At 65.7% G+C, this 15,559-nt stretch carries 15 protein-coding genes; 7 read left to right on the forward strand and 8 right to left on the reverse strand.

What is annotated here, in order from left to right:
• Nucleotides 1-204: hypothetical protein (locus tag VJ673_RS04000; RefSeq protein WP_324124741.1), on the forward strand; the 204-nt coding region annotated here is incomplete at its 5' end.
• On the opposite strand, the gene dnaB is transcribed toward VJ673_RS04000, so the two are convergent.
• The 7 genes from dnaB to VJ673_RS04035 all read right to left on the reverse strand — a co-directional run bounded on the left by dnaB (nucleotide 185) and on the right by VJ673_RS04035 (nucleotide 8,357).
• Nucleotides 185-1,594, reverse strand: coding sequence for a replicative DNA helicase (gene dnaB / locus VJ673_RS04005; RefSeq protein WP_324124742.1), 1,410 nt, complete (start codon nucleotides 1,592-1,594; stop codon nucleotides 185-187). The genes VJ673_RS04000 and dnaB overlap by 20 nt on opposite strands.
• A 115-nt stretch (nucleotides 1,595-1,709) precedes the next feature.
• Nucleotides 1,710-2,159, reverse strand: a complete 450-nt coding sequence (rplI, locus tag VJ673_RS04010) for a 50S ribosomal protein L9 (RefSeq protein ID WP_324124743.1) — start codon at nucleotides 2,157-2,159, stop codon at nucleotides 1,710-1,712.
• A gap of 16 nt (nucleotides 2,160-2,175) precedes the next feature.
• Entirely contained in the window at nucleotides 2,176-2,448 is a 273-nt protein-coding gene (rpsR, locus tag VJ673_RS04015) for a 30S ribosomal protein S18 (RefSeq protein ID WP_324124744.1), read from the reverse strand.
• Complete coding sequence (gene priB / locus VJ673_RS04020) at nucleotides 2,411-2,764, reverse strand: primosomal replication protein N (protein ID WP_324124745.1); 354 nt, start codon at nucleotides 2,762-2,764, stop codon at nucleotides 2,411-2,413. The genes rpsR and priB overlap by 38 nt, the downstream gene beginning before the upstream one ends.
• A gap of 1 nt (nucleotide 2,765) precedes the next feature.
• On the reverse strand, nucleotides 2,766-3,149 hold the full coding sequence (rpsF, locus tag VJ673_RS04025) for a 30S ribosomal protein S6 (protein ID WP_324124746.1): 384 nt from the start codon (nucleotides 3,147-3,149) through the stop codon (nucleotides 2,766-2,768).
• Between the two features lie 353 nt (nucleotides 3,150-3,502).
• Nucleotides 3,503-7,492 carry an ATP-dependent RNA helicase HrpA gene (gene hrpA, locus VJ673_RS04030; RefSeq protein WP_414635629.1) on the reverse strand — a complete coding sequence of 1,330 codons (3,990 nt, stop codon included), beginning with the start codon at nucleotides 7,490-7,492 and terminating at the stop codon, nucleotides 3,503-3,505.
• 268 nt (nucleotides 7,493-7,760) lie between these two features.
• Nucleotides 7,761-8,357, reverse strand: a complete 597-nt coding sequence (locus tag VJ673_RS04035; RefSeq protein ID WP_324124748.1) for a Yip1 family protein — start codon at nucleotides 8,355-8,357, stop codon at nucleotides 7,761-7,763.
• A 94-nt stretch (nucleotides 8,358-8,451) separates the two neighbouring features.
• On the opposite strand from VJ673_RS04035, the gene VJ673_RS04040 reads away from it, so the two are divergent.
• Together VJ673_RS04040 and VJ673_RS04045 are read left to right on the forward strand one after the other, a co-directional pair.
• Nucleotides 8,452-8,952 carry a DNA-deoxyinosine glycosylase gene (locus tag VJ673_RS04040; protein WP_324124749.1) on the forward strand — a complete coding sequence of 167 codons (501 nt, stop codon included), beginning with the start codon at nucleotides 8,452-8,454 and terminating at the stop codon, nucleotides 8,950-8,952.
• A complete protein-coding gene (locus VJ673_RS04045) occupies nucleotides 8,949-10,229 on the forward strand; it encodes a TIGR03862 family flavoprotein (RefSeq protein WP_324124750.1) in 1,281 nt (426 codons plus the stop codon). Before VJ673_RS04040 ends, VJ673_RS04045 begins: the two co-directional genes overlap by 4 nt.
• 6 nt (nucleotides 10,230-10,235) lie before the next feature.
• Here the strand turns inward: VJ673_RS04045 and crcB are convergent, their stop codons facing one another.
• On the reverse strand, nucleotides 10,236-10,634 hold the full coding sequence (gene crcB / locus VJ673_RS04050) for a fluoride efflux transporter CrcB (protein ID WP_324124751.1): 399 nt from the start codon (nucleotides 10,632-10,634) through the stop codon (nucleotides 10,236-10,238).
• Nucleotides 10,635-10,819: 185 nt separating this feature from the next.
• On the opposite strand from crcB, the gene VJ673_RS04055 reads away from it, so the two are divergent.
• The 4 genes from VJ673_RS04055 to VJ673_RS04070 all read left to right on the forward strand — a co-directional run.
• Nucleotides 10,820-12,553: a glutamine--tRNA ligase/YqeY domain fusion protein gene (locus VJ673_RS04055; protein ID WP_324124752.1), complete on the forward strand. Its 1,734-nt coding sequence runs from the start codon at nucleotides 10,820-10,822 to the stop codon at nucleotides 12,551-12,553.
• 75 nt (nucleotides 12,554-12,628) lie between these two features.
• Complete coding sequence (locus VJ673_RS04060) at nucleotides 12,629-13,789, forward strand: efflux RND transporter periplasmic adaptor subunit (protein ID WP_324124753.1); 1,161 nt, start codon at nucleotides 12,629-12,631, stop codon at nucleotides 13,787-13,789.
• Between the two features lie 9 nt (nucleotides 13,790-13,798).
• Nucleotides 13,799-14,506, forward strand: a complete 708-nt coding sequence (locus VJ673_RS04065; RefSeq protein ID WP_324124754.1) for an ABC transporter ATP-binding protein — start codon at nucleotides 13,799-13,801, stop codon at nucleotides 14,504-14,506.
• Between the two features lie 12 nt (nucleotides 14,507-14,518).
• The coding region (locus VJ673_RS04070) for an ABC transporter permease (protein ID WP_324124755.1) at nucleotides 14,519-15,559 on the forward strand (1,041 nt) is incomplete at its 3' end.

The raw sequence follows: 15,559 nt of genomic DNA on the forward strand, positions 1-15,559 counted from the left end.
ATTCTGACAAACTTCCTTGTCGCCGTCAAGTACTGCTGTGTTTTTTATTTCCTTCAACACCGCCGCGCTCAACGCTCTTTCCTCTTCCCGCTGCCGCCGCATTTGCCGGCAACGTCGCGAAGAGGGGCGGATTATATAGACGAGGAAGGATGTGTCAACACCCTCGTCATCGAAAGCTTCCGGATCATTCGTCGCTGTAAATAGGACGTGCTTCGCCGGTGTAGTTTTCGAAACGGGTGCACTCGCCGATGAAGGTCATCCGAACCGTGCCGGTCGGGCCGTTACGGTGCTTACCGATAATCAGTTCGGCGCTTCCCTTGTCTGCGGAGTCGGGGTTGTAGATCTCGTCGCGGTAGATGAACATGATGATGTCGGCGTCCTGCTCGATTGCGCCCGATTCGCGAAGGTCGGACATCACGGGGCGCTTGTTGGGACGCTGCTCGAGGCTTCGGTTCAACTGCGACAACGCGATGATCGGGACGTGCAGCTCTTTCGCGAGGGACTTGATCGAGCGCGAGATCTCGGAAAGCTCGGACGCGCGGTTGTCGCTGTCCTTGCTGCCGACCATGAGCTGCAGGTAGTCGATGACGATCAGGCCAAGCTTCCCGCATTGACGCGAAAGCCGTCGCGCTCGGGCGCGCAGGTCGATCGGGTTGAGGCCGGGCGTTTCGTCGATGAAGAGCGGGGCGTCGTAGAGCTTGCCCATCGCCATCGTGAGGCGCTGCCAATCCTCGTCGCCGAGACGGCCCGTTCGGATCTTGCCTTGATCGATACGACCAACCGAGGAGATGAAGCGAGTCGCGAGCTGAGTACCCGGCATTTCCATCGAGAAGATCGCGACCGGGAGGCGACAGTCGACGGCGACGTGTTCGGCGACGTTCAGCGCAAAGGTTGTCTTCCCCATCGCTGGGCGTCCCGCGACAATGATCATGTCCGACGGTTGCAGGCCGGAGGTCTTGGCGTCGAGGTCGACGAGGCCGGTGGGGACGCCGGTGATTTCAGTGGGATTGTCGCGGTCGTAGAGTTCCTGGACGCGGTCGACCACTTGCTTGAGGATGGGCTGGATCGACACAAAGCCGGTCGTCGTGCGTGCGGTCGATTCGGCGATCTCGAAGACTTTCGCTTCGGCCTCGTCGAGCAAGGTTTTCGCATCCCGACCGGTGGCGCTAAGCGCGGAGGCGGCGATTTCGTCGCCCACGGTGACGAGCTTCCGAAGAATCGCCCGCTCGCGGACGATTTCGGCGTAGCGCCGGATGTTGGCGGCCGAGGGCGTGCTGTTGGCGATTTCGGCGAGATAGGCGAGACCGCCGGCTTGTTCGGCTTCGCCGTTCTTTTCCAGCGACTCGAACACGGTCACGACGTCGGCAGGTTTGCCGAGATCGATCAGCTTGCTGATGTGGCGGAAGATCCGACGGTGGTCGTCGCGGTAGAAATCGGCCTCACTGGCGAGGTCCGCTATGCGCTCCCACGCCTGGTTATCGAGCAGGATGCCGCCGATCAGGGATTGCTCGGCCTCGAGCGAGTGCGGCGGAAGTTTGATTGCCGAAATCTGGGGATCGTTGCTGTCGGGGAAGCGGCGCTTTTGCGTAGCCATCGGTGACGGTGTTCCTGTGAGGCAAGTGCGGAATTCTACCGAAGCGGCAGGGGGCGCAGAAAAGAAAAGGGGCTGCCGAAGCAGCCCCTTTCGGGTTCGCGTTACCGGAGGCGAATTACTGTTCGCCGAGCACGGAAACGGTGACCGGAACGACGACGTCGTGATGCAGCGCAACGTCGATCTGCACGTCGCCGATGGCCTTGATCGGGCCTTCGGGCATGCGGATGGCGCTGCGCTCGATGGTGAAGCCCTGGGTGGCCAGCGCTTCCGCGACGTCGATGTTGGTGACGGAGCCGAACAGGCGGCCGTCCATGCCCGCCTTGCGGGTGATCTGGACCATCAGGCCTTCGAGCTTGGTGGCCAGTTCCTGAGCAGCGGTGAGCTTTTCGGCCTGGGCCTTTTCAAGTTCGGCGCGACGCGCTTCGAACGCGGCCATGTTGGACTGAGTGGCGCGCTTGGCCATGCCCTGGGGGATCAGGTAGTTACGGGCGTAGCCGTCCTTGACCTTGACGACATCACCGAGGGTGCCGAGGTTGGCAACTTTTTCGAGCAGAATGATTTGCATGTCCGATCTCTCCTGATTACTTGTGCAGATCGGTGTAAGGCAGCAGCGCCAGGAAGCGCGCACGCTTGATCGCGGTCGACAGCTGACGCTGGTAGCCGGACTTGGTGCCGGTGATGCGTGCCGGCATGATCTTGCTGTTTTCGGTGACGAAGTCCTTCAGGATGTCGACGTCCTTGTAGTCGACTTCCTCGATCTTCTCCGCGGTGAAGCGGCAGAACTTGCGACGCTTGAACAGGCCGCGGTTGCCGCGGTCATCCTTTTTCTTTGCAAACTTCTTGTTGAACGCCATTTTCGTTTCCTTCCAGAAATTCGATCTTGCTCAGGTGCAGTACCGGGGCTCGGCTGCGAAGGCTTTTCGCAGCGAGGAATCCGGCGACCCTTATCCTCATGCCGGGTGATGCGCTGGCGAGCATTCCGGCCAGCTCACCGACCGCAACCGCCCGCAGTTCGACCGAAACGTCGCGGAGCATGCCCGCTTCCATCTGTTTCGATTCGTGCGTGAGGCCGCATGTGGCGACCGGCACGCCTGCCGGGGTTCGACGCAGTGGCAGCAGTTCGGCTATCCGTGCGTCGAGGTGCAGTTGGTTGAACCCGGTTTCAGTCACCTCAGGCGGATTCGGCTTCGGTCTTCGCCTCTTCGGCGGCCGGAGCAGTGGTCAGCGAGCGGGACTTTTCTTCCTTCATCATCGGCGACGGGATGGTCACGGCCTTCTTCATCTTGACGATGAGGTGGCGCAGGACGGCGTCGTTGAACTTGAAGGCGTGCTCGAGTTCAGCCAGCGCTTCGCCGTCGCACTCGATGTTCATGAGGACGTAGTGGGCCTTGTGGACCTTCTGGATCGGATAGGCCATCTGGCGGCGGCCCCAGTCTTCGAGGCGATGGATCTGGCCATTGCGGGCGGTGACGAGCGATTTGTAGCGCTCGATCATCGCCGGGACCTGTTCCGACTGGTCCGGGTGGACGATGAAGACAACTTCGTAATGTCGCATGGAGACTCCTTGCGGTTGATGACAGCTCCCCGGCATGCGAACCGGTGGAGCAAGGGGAAGCCGGAAAGGATAGCAGGAAAAGCTTGGAGGATCAAAGCTCAGCGTTTGTTTGCCGAAGGTGATGTTGCCTCCGACTTGAGTGCTGCTAATCGGGACGTCCGCCCGGACTCAGGTCGGGCAGGCGTTCGCGGCCTTCGGCTTCCCGAAGCAGGACATGACGCGGGGGCGGCGACGCAAACTCGCCCGCCGGCGGGCTCAGACATGCGTCGCCTTGTTTCCCCCGCATCACGCCCTGCTTCGGCGCTCTCTACAGCCCGACCTGAGTCCGGGCGGACGCCCCTGTGCGCTTTCCCTTATCTCGGACGCGCTTCCCAGATCTTTTGCAGGCGTTTGACGGACATCGGCATCGGGGTCTTGAGTTCCTGCGCGAAGAGGCCGACGCGGAGTTCTTCGAGGAGCCAGCGGAATTCGTCGAGACCGGGGTCGGCGACGCCGGCCTTGCGCTTGGCGAGGCGTTCGCGTTCGAAGGGTTGGGCGAGGCTGCGCCAGTCGGCGAGGAGCTGGGCGTCGCGCGTGGGGTTGTTGCGCAGCTTGTCGAGGCGCACGCCGGCGGCCTTGAGGTAGCGCGGGAAGTGGGCGAGGCGATCCCAGGGGTAGGCGACGAGGAAGTCCTTGGGCATGAGTTCGCGGGCCTGGGACTGGATGTCGGCGGCAATTTCGGGAAAGCCTTTCATGCTGGTGAGGCGCTTCTGCAGCCCTGCGTGTTCGCCGATCAGGGTGGTCGCGAGGCGCATGAACTCCTGCGCGACGAGGGTGATGCGGGATTTGGCTTGGGCGCAGCGTTGCTCGAAGCTTGCGGCGTCCACTGGCAGCGGGTCGAGCAGGCAGGTGCGTTCGAGGGTGGCGGTGACGAGTTGTGCCTTGAGCTCGGCTTCGGTGCCGAAGGGGATGAAGGCGAGCGCGAGATCACGCAGGCCAGGCAGGCGCTCGACGGCGCGGACCTGGTCCTTGAGGGTCAGGGCGAAGAGGCGCGTGAGGCCTTTGCGGTGCGCCTTGGCGGCTTCTTCCGGGGTGTCGTAGGGGCGCAGCGAGACGCTGTCGCCGTCGTCGTGGAGCGCGGGGAAGCCGATGACTTCGCGGCCGGCGACTTTGACTTCGAGAAGCTCGGGTAGCGGGCCGAAGGTCCAGGCGGTGAAGCCGGAGAGTTGCGCGACCGGTTCGCTGGCTGCCTTTGTTGATGCGCCCTCCCCTTTCGGCGTTCCAGAGGAGGGAGGCGGCGGTGCGGCCTTCGTCGCAGCCGGTTCAGGCATCGTGATTCGTGCGCCCCGGAAGCGCTCGGCGACTTGGTCGCGTAGTCGCGTGCGCAGTTCGGCGAGGTTGCGCGACTGGCCGAGGACCCGACCGTGCTCGTCGATCACGCGGAAGTTCATGAAACAGTGCGGGTTGAGGTTCTCGGCGCGGAAGGATTCCATCGGGAGCTTGAGCGAAACGCGGTCTTCGACGAAGCGCTGCAGGGCGCGCAGGAGCGGTTCGTCGAGATCCCAGTCGCCGGCCTCGAACTGCGCCATAAAGGCTGCGGCGCTTTCGGCGATCGGCTGAAGGCGGTGGCGGTGCTTTTGCGGCACGGTGCGCAGGAGCGCGGCGACCTTTTCTTCGAGCAGCCCGGGCACGAGCCATTCACAGCGGTTCGCGGGAATCTGGTTGAGCATCGCGAGCGGGACGGTGAGCGTGACGCCGTCGTCGGGCTCGCCGGGCTGGTGGAGGTAGGTGAGCTTGAGTTTCTGGCCGAGGACTTCGAAGTTCGCGGGGAAGCGGTCGGTCGTGATGCCTTCGGCCTCGTGCCGCATCAACTGATCGCGCGAGAGGTGCAGGAGCTTTGGCTCGACCTTTTCGGCTTGCTTGCGCCAGGCTTCGAAGCTCGGGACGTCAAGGACGTCGGCGGGGAGCTTCGCTTCGTAGAAGGCGTGGATCAGTTCTTCGTCGACGAGGACGTCGGGGCGGCGCGACTTGTGTTCGAGGCGTTCGATCTCGGCGACGAGGCGGCGGTTGTGCTGCAGGAAGGCCATGCCGCGGGCGGGCCCTTCGGCGATCTCACCTTGAACGAGGCCCTCGCGGATGAAGAGTTCGCGGCAGAGCTGGGGGTCGATATCGCGGTAGGCGACGCCGCGACGCGGGTAGAGGACGAGACCGTGCAGCGTGCCGCGCTCCCACGCGCGGACGGCGCCCGAGGTCTTCGACCAGTGCGGCTCGAAGACCTGGCGTTTGACGAGGTGGGCGCCAACTTCTTCGAGCCATTCGGGTTCGATCCTGGCGAGGCAGCGGCCGAAGAGACGCGAGGTGTCGACGAGCTCGGCGCTGACAATCCATTTGCCGGCCTTCTTCGCAATCGCCGAGCCGGGGTGCGGCCAGAACTTGATGCCGCGCGCGCCGAGGTAGCTGCCGGCTTGCGGGCCGCTGGCCTCTTCGATCTTGCAGCCGATGTGGCCGAGGAGGCCGGCGAGGAGCGCCTTGTGGATCGCTTCGTACTGCGCGGCTTGCTCGTTTTCCTTCCAGCCGTGCTCTGTGCACAGCGTGTGCAGTTGGGCGTGCACGTCGCGCCATTCGCGCAGGCGCAGATAGGAGAGATGGTGCTGCTTGGCCCACGCCTTCTGCTTGCTACTGGTTTCGTGGCGCAGGACTTCGCTCCAGGCTTTCCACAGGTTCCAGTACCACAGGAATTCGGAGCGTTGGTCCTGCTCACCACCGCGAAATTTGGCGTGCGCCTGGTCGGCGGCGCCGGGGCTTTCGGGGTTGCGTTCGCGCGGGTCCTGGGTGGAGAGCGCGGCCGCAATTACAAGGACTTCTGCGAGGCAGCCGCGATCGCGCGCAGCGAGGATCATGCGGCCGATCTTGGGGTCGAGCGGGAGCTTGGCGAGTTCGACGCCGGTCGGCGTCAGGTCGCGTGCGTCGTCGTCGGTGACCGCTCCGAGCTCGGTGAGCAGCTGGTAGCCGTCGGCGATCATGCGCGGCAGCGGCGCGTCGATGAAGGGGAAGTCTTCGACGGCGCCCAGGCGCAGCGACTTCATGCGCAGGATCACACCGGCGAGCGAGGAGCGCAGGATCTCGGGGTCGGTGTGCGCGCTACGCTTGGCGAAGTCTTCCTCGTCGTAGAGGCGGAAGCAGACGCCATCCATGACGCGCCCGCAACGGCCGGCACGCTGCTTGGCTGCGGATTGCGCGATCTTCTCGACCTGCAGTTGCTCGACCTTGTTGCGATGCGAGTAGCGTTTCACGCGGGCGAGGCCGGTGTCGACGACGTATCGGATGCCGGGCACGGTGAGCGAGGTTTCGGCGACGTTGGTCGCGAGCACGACGCGGCGTCCCTTGCCGGGGGCGAAGACCCGGGTCTGTTCCTGCGCGGACTGGCGCGCATAAAGCGGCAGGATCTCGGTGCCGGCCGCGCGGTGGGCCTTGCGCAGGGCCTCGGAGGCTTCGCGGATTTCGCGCTCGCCGGGGAGGAATACCAGGGTATCTCCCGGACCGCTGCGGTGGGCTTCGTCGACGGCGTCGACGATGGCGTCGTAGAGATCGCGGTCCTTGCGGCGGTCGGCGCCGGGACGGCGGGGTTCCTGGGCGGGTTCGTCGGCGCTTTCGACCGGGCGGTAGCGCAGTTCGATCGGGTACAGGCGGCCGGAGACTTCGATGACCGGCGCGGGCTTGCCGTCGGGGCCGGCAAAGTGGCGCGCGAAGCGGTCGGCGTCGAGGGTCGCGGACGTGACGATGATCTTGAGGTCGGGGCGGCGCGGCAGCAACGTCCTGAGGTAGCCGAGGAGGAAGTCGATGTTGAGGCTGCGCTCGTGGGCCTCGTCGATGATCAGCGTGTCGTAGGCGGCGAGCGACGGGTCGCCCTGCGTTTCGGCGAGCAGGATGCCGTCGGTCATGAGCTTGATGCAGCTCGATTCGCTCAGTCGGTCGGTGAAGCGGATCTTGTAGCCGACGGCTTGGCCGAGTTCGGATTTCAGCTCTTGCGCGATTCGGGTTGCGGTCGCGCGGGCGGCGAGGCGGCGGGGCTGGGTGTGGCCGATGAGGCCGGCCGCGCCCCGACCGAGGGCGAGGCAGATCTTGGGGAGCTGGGTGGTCTTGCCGGAGCCGGTCTCGCCGCAGACGATGACGACCTGGTGGGCGGCGATCGCCTCGGCGATCTCGCTGCGCTTTTGCGTGACGGGGAGTTCGGCGGGGAAGTCAGGCTTCGGAAGCCGCGCCTGACGTTCGGCGAGCGCGGCGCGGGAACGGGCGCGCAGGGCATCGAAGTCGGCCTGGGCGCGTTCGCGACGTGCGGCCTGGTTGCGTCCGAGATCGCGCATGAGACGGCGCAGCCGCGGGCGGTCGGCGGTGAGGCAGTCGGAAAAATCATCGCGCCCGCGCGCGAGGGCGTGACGGGGTTCGGTGGCAGTCAATCTTGAAGTCGTCGGAAGGCGCCGGCATCCGGCGAGGCGGGCGGCAGTTGAATGGGGTCTTCCGGGGTGCAAGCCGCCGGCAATCGCTGGGATTATGCCAGAACCGCCGCCATGGGCCGCATAGGGGGCAGCACCCGCGGACGGACCCTATTGCCGCGGGCGCTGCAAGGACCGTTCAACGCAGTCCGATAATCATGCTCATTGCGAGCGAGAGCACCACGAGGAGCGCGCCCCAGGCGATGACGCCCGCCGTGAGGATGAAGGAGCCCATCAGCCGTGATTTGCTCGTGCTCTCGAGTTTGAACAGCGGATAGACGCCGTGATAGATCAGCGCCGCCGATGCGACCCACGCCAGGGCCGCTACGACGCCGTTTACCCAGAGCGACGGGATGAAGAGCGCCAGTGCGGAAAGCCACAGCGGAGTCGGTGCGACGGCAGCGAGAATGAAGGACTCGGAGTACGCCGGCTTCGCATCGACGACGTCGCCCATCTGCTGGATGATGGAGCCCATCAGCGCGACCATCGCGAGTTCGGCGAGATAGAAGGCGACCGTTGCGACGAGCGCCTCGGTCATCGTCAGCGGCGGCACCATCTCGGGAAATACGGCGCCGGGGGTCACCATCATCGAATACAGGAACATCGCCGGCGGAATCAGGGACATCGGCATGACCCAGGTCACGAAGAGCTTGGCGACCGTGGGGTGGATCTGGATGATGTCCTGCCAGCCCTCCGAATAGGAATACAGCATCTTGGGCAGATTGTGGGTGTTCATGGTCGGCCTCCTTTGCAGGGTCCTAATGCACAAATTAGACTAGGCGCGGCTGCATTTCGATCCCGTCACGCCCCACTCTATTCCGCTCGTCACGATGTCCCGCCTCGAAGGTTTTCCGCCGATTGCCGCAGCTCACGCGCACACGCTGATCCTCGGCAGCATGCCTGGCGCCGCTTCGCTCGCGGCCACCCAGTATTACGCCCATCCACGCAACGGCTTCTGGCCGATCGTCTGCGCGGTGCTGGGGATCGACCCGGGGGAACCCTATGCAGTGCGCGCGCAGCAACTGGCCGAACGGGGCTACGCGCTGTGGGACGTGCTCGGGGCATGCCGCCGACGCGGTAGTCTGGATGCCGACATCGAAGCGGAATCGCTGGAGATCAACGATTTCGCCGGATTCTTGGCCAGTCATCCGGGCGTCGCACGCATCTTCTTCAATGGCGGCGCGGCCGAGACCTTCTTCCGACGCCGCGCGTGGCCGCAATTGAGCGAGTACGCGAACGTCACCTTGCGGCGTCTGCCTTCGACGAGCCCCGCCAACGCATCCTGGTCCTTCGCGGACAAACTCGAAGCCTGGAAGGAAATTGCACGATGAATGCCGCGCGGAACGTGATCGTGATCGGAGCTGGGCCGGCGGGGCTGATGGCGGCCGAGACCTTGGCGGCGCGCGGCCTGGGCGTCGATGTCTTCGATGCGATGCCGTCGGTCGGTCGGAAATTCCTGCTTGCCGGAATCGGCGGCCTCAACCTGACGCATTCCGAGCCTGCTCAGGCATTCATCTCACGCTATCGCGAACGGCAAGACGTGCTCGCCCCGATGCTCGCGGACTTCGGAGCGGAAGCACTGCGCGAATGGGCGCACGGGCTGGGCGTCGAGACGTTCGTCGGCAGTTCGGGCCGAGTGTTTCCGCGCGAGATGAAGGCTGCACCGCTGCTGCGCGCGTGGCTGCACCGGCTGCGCGAAGCGGGGGTGCGCTTCCATGTGCGCCATCGTTGGCTGGGTTGGCAGTCGGATGCGCCTGAACCGACGTCGGGACTGCGCTTTGCGACGCCAGACGGCGAACGCACTGCGGGCGCCGACGCAGTGGTGCTCGCGCCGGGCGGTGCGAGTTGGGCGAAGCTGGGATCGGATGGCGCGTGGGTGCCGTGGCTCGGGGCGCGCGGCATCGGGATCGCAGCGCTCGAGCCAGCGAACTGCGGCTTCGACGTCGGAGCGCAAGCCGGGAGCACTTCCGGCGAGGGCTGGAGCGAGCATTTCCGCGAGCGCTTCGTCGGCGAGCCGGTGAAGTCGGTCGCGGCGACCTTCATCGACGCACAGGGCGAAAGCCACTATCGCGCGGGCGAATGCATGATTTCGGCGACCGGCATCGAAGGCGGACTGATCTACGCGCTGTCGGCACGATTGCGCGATGCCATCGCGGCGAGCGGTTCAGCAACGCTGCATCTGGATCTTGCGCCGGGGCGCAGTCTTGAGCGGCTGACGGAAGACCTGTCGCGACCGCGCGGCGCGCGCTCGATGTCGAGCCATCTCCAAAGCAAGGCCGGAATCACCGGCGTCAAGGCGGGACTGCTGCGCGAATGCACGACGGCCGCCGAATTCGCCGACCCGGCGCGGCTCGCCACAGCGATCAAGTCGCTGCCGCTGCGGCTCGCGGCGCCACGCCCCCTCGACGAGGCCATCAGCACGGCGGGCGGCGTGCTCTTCGAGGACGTCGACGAGCACCTGATGCTGCGCGCCCTGCCCGGCCTGTTCTGCTGTGGCGAAATGCTCGATTGGGAAGCCCCGACGGGCGGCTACCTGCTGACGGCGTGTTTTGCGACGGGGCGTGCCGCAGGTCGTGGTGCCGCGGAGTGGCTTGCGAGCCAGTATTGAACCGCGTCAGCCACGCCAGGCGTTGAAGGCGGTGTAGCCGGCCCACGCCATGAACAACGCGCCCAGCACATGGATCAGCGTGTGCAGCACGAGCCACAACCACTCCCCGCGCTGCATCAGGTGCAGGCTTTCGGCGGAAAAGGTCGAAAAGGTCGTCAGTCCGCCGAGGAAACCGGTCGTGAGCAGCAGCCTCACGGCCGGCGACATCTCCGGGACGGCGTGAATCCAGGCCAGCGACGCTCCCATGATCAGCCCCCCGAGCAGGTTGGCTGCCAGCGTGCCGAGCGGGATCATCAGAAACAAGGGATTGAGGAGCAGGCCGAGTCCCCATCGCAGCCATGCGCCGATCGCGGCACCAAAGCCGACCGCGGCAAAGCCCGAAAGCGGAGCGAGCGGCGCGCTCATCCTGCACTCCGGCGCGTTCTGCAGATTGTCATGACCATTCCTTGAATACGGGATCGCCGCGAATTCTAGCCGACACCGGCGCCTTCGCGGACCGGCGTCAGCACTGCGCACCAATTCATTCCCGACGATCACGCGGTAAAATGGTCGGTTCCGAAATCAGCGCCTATTGAACCGAGGCTTTTCCCGTGTCCGACACTTCGAAACCCGCCGCCGCGGCAGCGCCCGCGAGCAACTTCATCCGCAACATCATCGACGAGGACATCCGGAGCGGCAAATGGGGCGGACGGGTCGAGACCCGTTTTCCGCCGGAGCCCAACGGCTATCTGCACTACGGCCATGCCAAGTCGATCTGCCTGAACTTCGGTCTGGCCCAGAGCTACTCCGGCGCCTGCCATCTGCGCTTCGACGATACGAACCCCGAAAAGGAAGAGCAGGAATACGTCGACTCGATCATCGAAGCGGTGAGCTGGCTCGGCTTCGACTGGGGCAAGCATCAATATTTCGCGTCGGACTACTTCGAGCGGATGTACGCCTGCGCCGAGTATCTGATCACGGCCGGCAAGGCCTACGTCGAGTCGCTGTCGGCCGAAGAGATGCGCGCCTACCGCGGCACCCTGACCGAACCGGGGCGCGAAAGTCCCTACCGCAACCGCAGCGTCGAGGAAAACCTCGACCTCTTCCGCCGTATGCGCGCGGGCGAATTCGCCGACGGCCAACACGTGCTGCGCGCGAAGGTGGACATGGCCTCGCCCAACATCAACCTGCGCGACCCCGCAATCTACCGCATCCGCAAGGCGCATCACCATCGCGCGGGCGACGCGTGGTGCATCTATCCGATGTACACCTTCGCGCACCCGATCGAGGACGCGATCGAAGGCATCACGCACTCGATCTGTACGCTCGAATTCGAAGATCAGCGGCCCTTCTACGACTGGCTGCTCGACACGCTCGCGGAAGGCGGCCTCTTCCCGCGGCCGGTGCCGCAGCAGATCGAGTTCGCGCGTCTCAATCTGACTTACGTCGTGCTGTCGAAGCGCAAACTGATCCAGTTGGTTGATGAGAAGCATGTCACCGGCTGGGACGATCCTCGCCTGCCGACGCTCGTCGGAGCACGCCGTCGCGGCTTCACTGCGGGCGGCTTTCGCCTCTTTGCCGAGCGCATCGGTGTGACCAAGTCGGATACCTGGATCGATTTCAGCGTACTCGAAGAATGCATGCGCGAAGATCTCAATGAGGCGGCCGAGCGTCGCGTCGCGGTGCTTGATCCGCTCAAGCTCGTGATCACGAACTACCCGGAAGGCCAGAGCGAGCTGTGCGAGGCGCCGAACCATCCGTTGAAGCCCGAGCTCGGCAAGCGTCCGATGCCCTTCTCGCGCGAGCTGTGGATCGAGCGCGAAGATTTCATGGAAACGCCGGTCAAAGGCTTCCATCGTCTCTCCCCGGGCAACATGGCGCGGCTGCGCTACGGCTACGTCGTCAAATGCACCGGCTGCGAGAAGGATGCCGAAGGCAATGTCACGGCGGTGCTGTGCGAATACCTGCCCGATACCAAGTCCGGCACGCCGGGTGCCGACAGCGTCAAGGTCAAGGGCAACCTGCACTGGGTGTCCGTCGCGCATGGATATGAGGCCGAAGTGCGGCTCTACGACCGCCTCTTCGCGTATCCGCATCCCGGCAATCGTCGCGAAGGCGATCCGGAAGGCTTCGAGCGCAGCTTCATCGACGACATCAATCCGGATTCGCGCCGCACAATCCGCGCTTGGCTGGAGCCGGCGCTGCGCGAAGCCGCTGCGGAGGACCGTTTCCAGTTCGAGCGTCACGGCTACTTCGTCGCGGACCGGGTGGATTCGACGACTGGCGCGCCCGTGTTCAATCGCACCGTCACGTTGAAGGACTCCTGGAGCAAGGCGCGGGGCTGAACGCCGCATGTTTGCGAGGTTGCGCGCGGCGGGATAAGGGGCGATCATCGGCGATCGAATGTCATTTGAAAGCCGATGTCGACCTTCCTACGCCGCAGCCTCATTGCCCTGATCGTCATTGCACTGGCCGCCGCGGCGGGCTGGTGGTTCACGCGGCCGAAGCCGCTGCCGGTCCGCCTGGTCGAGGTCGGGCGCGGATCTGTCCAGGCGACGCTGTCGAACACGCGCGCCGGTGAAATCGAAGCCTGTCAGCGGACCAAGCTCTCGACCATCGTCGGCGGGCGCATCGAATACCTCGGCGTGAAGGAAGGTGACCGCGTGCAGGCGGGACAGCTGCTGATGCGGTTGTGGAGCGACGACCTCGATGCGCGCCTGAAGGTGAATCGCGCGCAGCTCGACACCGCAAAGCGGCGCATCCAGGAAGCCTGCACCCAGGCCGACAACGCCGAACGCGAAGCCGTACGCCAGGAGGAGCTCTTCCGCCGCAACTTCGTGTCGTCCTCGCGCGTCGATCAGGCGCGTACCGAAGCACAGGCGCGTCGCGCCGCCTGCGAAACCGCCCGCTCCGACATCCGCACTGCCGAAGCGCAGATCAACGCCACGACGACCGACCGCCAGCGCACCGTGCTGATCGCACCCTTCGCCGGCACCGTCGCGAAGATCACCGGCGAGTTGGGCGAATATTCGACGCCCTCCCCGCCCGGCGTGCCGACGCCGCCCGCGATCGACCTCATCGACGACAGCTGTCTCTACGTGAAGGCGCCGATGGACGAGATCGACGCGCCGAAGATCCGGCCGGGCCAACCTGCCCGCCTCACGCTCGACGCCCTGCCCGGCAAGGTCTTCGAAGCGCGCGTGAAGCGCGTCGCCCCCTACATCACGGCGATCGAAAAGCAGGCCCGCACCGTCGACGTCGAGATCGACTTCGCCCACCCCGACGAAGCCCGCGGCATGCTCGTCGGTTACAGCGCGGACGCCGAAATCGTGCTCGAAGTGCGCGACAACGCCTTGCGCATCCCGACTGCGACCCTGCGCGACGGCACCAAGGTGCTGCGCTATCGCGCCGAGGACGGCCGGCTGGAGGAGCGCAGCGTGAAGACCGGGATCTCCAACTGGGAATACACCGAAATCCTCGACGGTCTGGCCGAAGGCGACCGCATCGTCAGCTCGCTCGAACGCGAGGGCGTGAAGGCCGGCGCGCACGTCAGGCCGGAAGACGACGCCGCATCGCGTTGAGGAGCGGCGATGGCACAGATCGAACTGCGGGGCATCGAGCGCGTCTTCAAGCTCGGCGACAGCGAGGTGCATGCGCTGCACGAGCTCTCGGTGTCGATCGAGACCGGCGAATACGTCGCGATCATGGGCCCGTCGGGCTCCGGCAAATCGACGCTGCTCAACCTGCTGGGCCTGCTCGATCGTCCGAACGCCGGCACCTACCGCCTCGAAGGCCGTGACGTCACGACGCTGAGCCCCGACGAACAGGCCGAGGTCCGCAGCCATCGCATCGGCTTCGTGTTCCAGAGCTTTCACCTCGTGCCGCGCCTCACCGCGGCCGAGAACATCGCGCTGCCGCTGATGCTGGCCGGGGTCCCGCCGGCGGAACGGCGATCCCGCGTCACCAAGGCGCTGAAGGACTTCGGCCTCGATACGCGCGCCGGCCACCGCCCCGACGAGCTTTCCGGCGGACAACGGCAGCGGGTCGCGATCGCGCGTGCGACGATCATGCGGCCGGCGATGATCCTCGCCGACGAGCCCACCGGCAACCTCGATCGCGCAACCGGCCAGGACGTCACGGCGCTCCTCGAAGGGCTCAACGCCGGCGGCGTCACGCTGATCGTCGTCACGCACGACCCCGTGATGGGCAGCCGCGCGCGCCGCCGCTTGATGATGGAAGACGGCATGCTGACGCACGACGACGGCAGCCCGGCAGTGCCTTCGCTGCAGTACGACTGAGGCGAACTCGCCGTGACGCCGGCCGACACCCTTCGCTTCGCCACCCGCGCCGCCGCCGGCTATCCGCTGCGCACCGCGCTGATGGTGCTCGCGATGTCGATCGGCGTCGCCGCGGTCGTCGTGCTCACGGCACTCGGCGACGGCGCACGGCGCTATGTGATGAACGAGTTTTCGGCGCTCGGCAGCAATCTCGTGATCATGCTCCCCGGCCGCAGCTCGACCGGCGGACTGTCGCTCGGCAATCTCGTCACCACCACCCCGCGCGATCTCACCGTGCGCGACGCCGAGGCCCTGCTGCGCGCCCCGGACGTCAAGCGCATCGCCCCCTTGTCAGTCGGCACCGCCGAGATCTCGTACGGAGGACGCCTGCGCGAGACGATGGCGGTCGGCACCGGAGCCGACTACCTCGACATCCGCCGCTTCCGCATGGCCCAAGGCCAGTTCCTGCCCCGCGAAGACCTCGGCCGCGCGAGCTCCTCGGCCGTCCTCGGTGCGACGCTGCGGGATGAACTCTTCGGCTCGGAGCCCGCCGTCGGCCGCATGATCCGCATCGGCGATCGCCGCCTGCGCGTCATCGGCGTGCTCGAGAAATCCGGCCAGGGCCTCGGCATGAACACCGACGAGCTGATCTTCGTCCCGGTCGCGACCGCCCAGGCGATGTTCAACACCAACACGCTCTTCCGCATCATCGTCGAGGCCCGCGACCGCGACGCGCTACTGCCGGCGAAGCGCCAGATCGAAGAGATCATGCGCATCCGCCGCGACGGCGAGCTCGACGTAACGCTGATCACCCAAGACGCCGTGCTCGGCACCTTCGATCGCATCCTCGGGGCACTCACGCTCGCCGTCGCCGGGATCGCGGCGATCAGCCTCGCGGTCGCGGGCATCCTCGTGATGAACGTGATGCTCGTTGCCGTCACCCAACGCACGGGCGAGATCGGCCTCCTCAAGGCGCTCGGTGCCAGCGCGCGCAGCATCCGCATGGCGTTCCTCACCGAGGCCGCGCTGCTCTCGCTCGCCGGCGCGGTTGCCGGCCTCGGACTGGGACACGCC

It is taken from the genome of Aromatoleum sp., from assembly GCF_035254505.1.
GTDB lineage: Bacteria > Pseudomonadota > Gammaproteobacteria > Burkholderiales > Rhodocyclaceae > Aromatoleum.

What these genes read in the sequence shown, in the direction of transcription:
- rplI (WP_324124743.1), bottom strand. Translation starts at nt 2,159, where the DNA reads ATGCAAATCATTCTGCTCGAAAAAGTTGCCAACCTCGGCACCCTCGGT.
- VJ673_RS04065 (WP_324124754.1), top strand. Translation starts at nt 13,799, where the DNA reads ATGGCACAGATCGAACTGCGGGGCATCGAGCGCGTCTTCAAGCTCGGC.
- crcB (WP_324124751.1), bottom strand. Translation starts at nt 10,634, where the DNA reads ATGAGCGCGCCGCTCGCTCCGCTTTCGGGCTTTGCCGCGGTCGGCTTT.
- VJ673_RS04060 (WP_324124753.1), top strand. Translation starts at nt 12,629, where the DNA reads ATGTCGACCTTCCTACGCCGCAGCCTCATTGCCCTGATCGTCATTGCA.
- VJ673_RS04045 (WP_324124750.1), top strand. Translation starts at nt 8,949, where the DNA reads ATGAATGCCGCGCGGAACGTGATCGTGATCGGAGCTGGGCCGGCGGGG.
- hrpA (WP_414635629.1), bottom strand. Translation starts at nt 7,492, where the DNA reads ATGCGCGATCTCGGACGCAACCAGGCCGCACGTCGCGAACGCGCCCAG.
- VJ673_RS04040 (WP_324124749.1), top strand. Translation starts at nt 8,452, where the DNA reads ATGTCCCGCCTCGAAGGTTTTCCGCCGATTGCCGCAGCTCACGCGCAC.
- dnaB (WP_324124742.1), bottom strand. Translation starts at nt 1,594, where the DNA reads ATGGCTACGCAAAAGCGCCGCTTCCCCGACAGCAACGATCCCCAGATT.
- rpsF (WP_324124746.1), bottom strand. Translation starts at nt 3,149, where the DNA reads ATGCGACATTACGAAGTTGTCTTCATCGTCCACCCGGACCAGTCGGAA.
- VJ673_RS04035 (WP_324124748.1), bottom strand. Translation starts at nt 8,357, where the DNA reads ATGAACACCCACAATCTGCCCAAGATGCTGTATTCCTATTCGGAGGGC.
- rpsR (WP_324124744.1), bottom strand. Translation starts at nt 2,448, where the DNA reads ATGGCGTTCAACAAGAAGTTTGCAAAGAAAAAGGATGACCGCGGCAAC.